This is a genomic window from uncultured Leptotrichia sp. (assembly GCF_938036635.1).
In the GTDB taxonomy this organism is placed as follows: domain Bacteria; phylum Fusobacteriota; class Fusobacteriia; order Fusobacteriales; family Leptotrichiaceae; genus Leptotrichia; species Leptotrichia hongkongensis.
Genome location: NZ_CALHQO010000127.1, coordinates 1 through 2,979, shown reverse-complemented (window position 1 = coordinate 2,979; position 2,979 = coordinate 1). Strand labels below are relative to the sequence as shown.

Here is a 2,979-nt window from a genome sequence, read left to right as displayed (position 1 = left end):
ATCAAAAGTGTGAAAAAATAACGAAAATAGAACAATTACAATTATTTTGTGAAAATAATCAATGTACACTAACGGAAACGGAAGAGAGTGAAAGATAATGAGATTATTAGTTGTAGAAGACGAAAAGAAATTGAACGAACTTATTACAAAAAAGTTAGAAAAGGAATATTATGGAGTTGATAGCTGTTTTGACGGAGAAGAGGCAATCAGGTATGTGGAAGGAACTGAATATGATGCAATAATTCTAGATATTATGCTTCCAAAACTTGATGGATTTGAAGTGATTAAAAGAATAAGGGCAAAGAAAAATAAAGTTCCGATATTACTTTTAACAGCAAGAGACAATATAGATGATAAAGTTAAAGGACTAGATTACGGTGCAGATGACTATCTTGTGAAACCTTTTATCTTTGAAGAACTTATGGCTCGTATCCGTGTACTTTTAAGACGCAATTCTGGAAATGCTGACAATGTAATTACAATAGCTAATCTTAAGGTCGACCTTGATGCTAAAACAGTTTTTAGAGATGATTTATTAATAAAACTATCAGGTAGAGAATATTCGATTTTGGAATATTTGATACGAAATAAAGGAAAAATTTTATCAAGAGAAAGAATAGAAGACCATATCTGGAATTATGACTATGAAGGTGGAACTAATGTAATAGACGTATATATCAGATATTTGAGGAAAAAGATTGATGACAGCTATACTCCAAAACTTATTCACACAGTTCGTGGACTCGGTTATGTATTGAGGATTGATAATGAGAATGAATAAATTTTCTATAAAATCTAAAATAGCTTTCTGGTACATTGGTCTTATTATAAGCCTTATAATCATATTTCTTACAACTATAATCTATATCAGTGAAAATCTTATACGGGCAAACGCTTACAAAAATTTAAAAAACTCTGTAGTTTCAGCATTTGATGAGATTGAAGTTTATGATGGTGAACTTACGATTGACAATGATTTTATTATTTTTAATAATAATGTTCATTTGTCGGTTTATGATGATGAAACAGGATTTATTTATGGGGATATTCCATTAGATTTTGAATATGATGAAACTTTTTCCGATAAAAATGATGTAAGAATTATAAAACATAAAAATAAAAAATGGTATATTTTTGACAGTAAAAAGAATTTTTCAGGCTATGGTATTATTCATATTCGTGGAATTGCTCCTGCAACAGAAGTGGAAAATGTTATTGAAACAATTGTTTTGATTTCTCTGATTGTATTGCCATTTTTCCTGTTATTTTCAGCAATAAGCGGATATTTTATAACAAAGAAAGCATTTAAACCGATAGAAAAAATAAGGGAAGCAGCGGAAAAAATCAATGAGGGAAACGATTTGACACAAAGAATTAACATTGGAGAAGGAAATGATGAAATTTATACTTTGGCAAATACATTTGATACAATGTTTGACAGACTGCAAAACTCCTTTGAAAGAGAAGCACAGTTTACATCTGATGTTTCACACGAATTACGGACACCTGTAGCAATTATCATTTCTGAATGTGAATATGGACTTGAAAATCTAAATTCAATAGAAAATGCAAAAAATACAATTTCTTCTGTACTAGATGAAACTAAAAAGATGTCAAAATTAATTTCACAGCTTTTGACTTTATCGAGAATGGACAGAGGAAATCAGAAACTTAATTTTGATAAAATAAATATAAGTGAAATGGCACATCTTATTGCCGATAGCCAGCAACATAGTGCAGACAGTAAAAATATAAAAATTCATTCTGAAATAGAGGAAGATACTTTTATTGTTGGTGATGAGACGATGATTATGAGAGTCTTTGTAAATTTAATTTCAAATGCAGTTAACTATGGTCGTGAAAACGGTAATATATGGATAAAATTAACACAGGATAAAGATTTTGCAATCTGTAAAATTATTGATGATGGAATTGGTATTGAAAAAGAAAATATACCTAAAATATGGGGACGATTTTATCAGGTGGAAAGTTCCAGAACAACAGAAAATCTAGGACTTGGTTTATCAATGGTAAAATGGATTATAGAGGCACACAAAGGAGAAATTGCTGTAGAAAGTGAAATTGGAAAAGGAAGTTCGTTTATATTTAAGTTGAAAAAGGAGGTAAAATGAAAAAAAATTTCTTAAAAAAATTGCTTATACTATTTTTTATTACAATGACAGGAGTTTTTGCAAATGAAAATTCAGTTAAAAAGACTAAAACAGTAAGAGTTTTAAATGTTGATGTTAAAATTTCGATTGAACAGGCAAAACAACTTGCATTGAATCACTCAAAAGTGGCAAAAAATTCTGCAAAAATGACTAAAATTCGTCTGGATAAAGAAAATAGAAAATTTATTTATGAAATAGAATTTTATACAGAACGGAAAAAATATAAATACAACATTGATGCAAACACAGGAAAAGTTCTGAGTTACAGTGAAAAAGAACGGTCATCAGCTTCAACAGTAATCAGAGATGACGGAAAAATTATTAATACAAATGGCAGTGATACAGAAATAAGAAAAACACCAAAATATATTGGAATGGAAAAAGCAAAAGAAATAGCAGTTGCACGGATTACTGGTGCGAAAAAAATCAACGTTACAAATATTCAGATGGATAGTGAAAAAGGAAGAAAGATTTATGAAGGAAGAATTGTATATAAAAATACAGAGTATAAGTTCGACATTGATGCTATAACAGGTGAAGTAATAAAATGGGAAGTAAATGAACATTAGTAAAATAAAATATCCTCTAAAGTTTAGTATACTGAAGAGGGTATTTTTTTGTTAAAAATTATGCTTTGTAAAGTTTTTCATAATTAAATCTATTTTTAAGCTGTTTAAGAGTATAATCAAATATGAATAAAGGTGGAATAAATACAATAATTAATGTTATTATTGGCATATTTTGAAGATAAAATATTTTTTCAACTATAATCATAAAAGGCTTGTATAGAAAGATCGAAACAAGATTG

General features: G+C 28.6%; 3 protein-coding genes and 1 pseudogene. 3 read left to right on the top strand and 1 reads right to left on the bottom strand.

Translation table 11 applies throughout. From position 1 onward, the window contains the following. Positions 1-97 precede the first annotated feature (97 nt). Genes Q0370_RS02360 through Q0370_RS02350 form a run of 3 tightly spaced genes read left to right on the top strand, consistent with a single transcriptional unit; the run spans position 98 to position 2,740 of the window. Positions 98-781, top strand: a complete 684-nt coding sequence (locus Q0370_RS02360) for a response regulator transcription factor (protein ID WP_299571598.1) — start codon at positions 98-100, stop codon at positions 779-781. Continuing rightward, entirely contained in the window at positions 768-2,132 is a 1,365-nt protein-coding gene (locus Q0370_RS02355) for a cell wall metabolism sensor histidine kinase WalK (RefSeq protein WP_299571595.1), read from the top strand. The genes Q0370_RS02360 and Q0370_RS02355 overlap by 14 nt, the downstream gene beginning before the upstream one ends. Then, positions 2,129-2,740 carry a PepSY domain-containing protein gene (locus Q0370_RS02350; protein WP_299571592.1) on the top strand — a complete coding sequence of 204 codons (612 nt, stop codon included), beginning with the start codon at positions 2,129-2,131 and terminating at the stop codon, positions 2,738-2,740. Before Q0370_RS02355 ends, Q0370_RS02350 begins: the two co-directional genes overlap by 4 nt. A 58-nt stretch (positions 2,741-2,798) precedes the next feature. Here Q0370_RS02350 and Q0370_RS02345 read toward each other — a convergent pair. Beyond that, positions 2,799-2,979: pseudogene (locus Q0370_RS02345) on the bottom strand (CPBP family intramembrane glutamate endopeptidase); the annotation flags it as partial.

Bases quoted from the DNA above. Each gene is read 5' to 3' on its own strand.
- Q0370_RS02360 (WP_299571598.1), top strand. From the start codon at position 98: ATGAGATTATTAGTTGTAGAAGACGAAAAGAAATTGAACGAACTTATT.
- Q0370_RS02355 (WP_299571595.1), top strand. From the start codon at position 768: ATGAGAATGAATAAATTTTCTATAAAATCTAAAATAGCTTTCTGGTAC.
- Q0370_RS02350 (WP_299571592.1), top strand. From the start codon at position 2,129: ATGAAAAAAAATTTCTTAAAAAAATTGCTTATACTATTTTTTATTACA.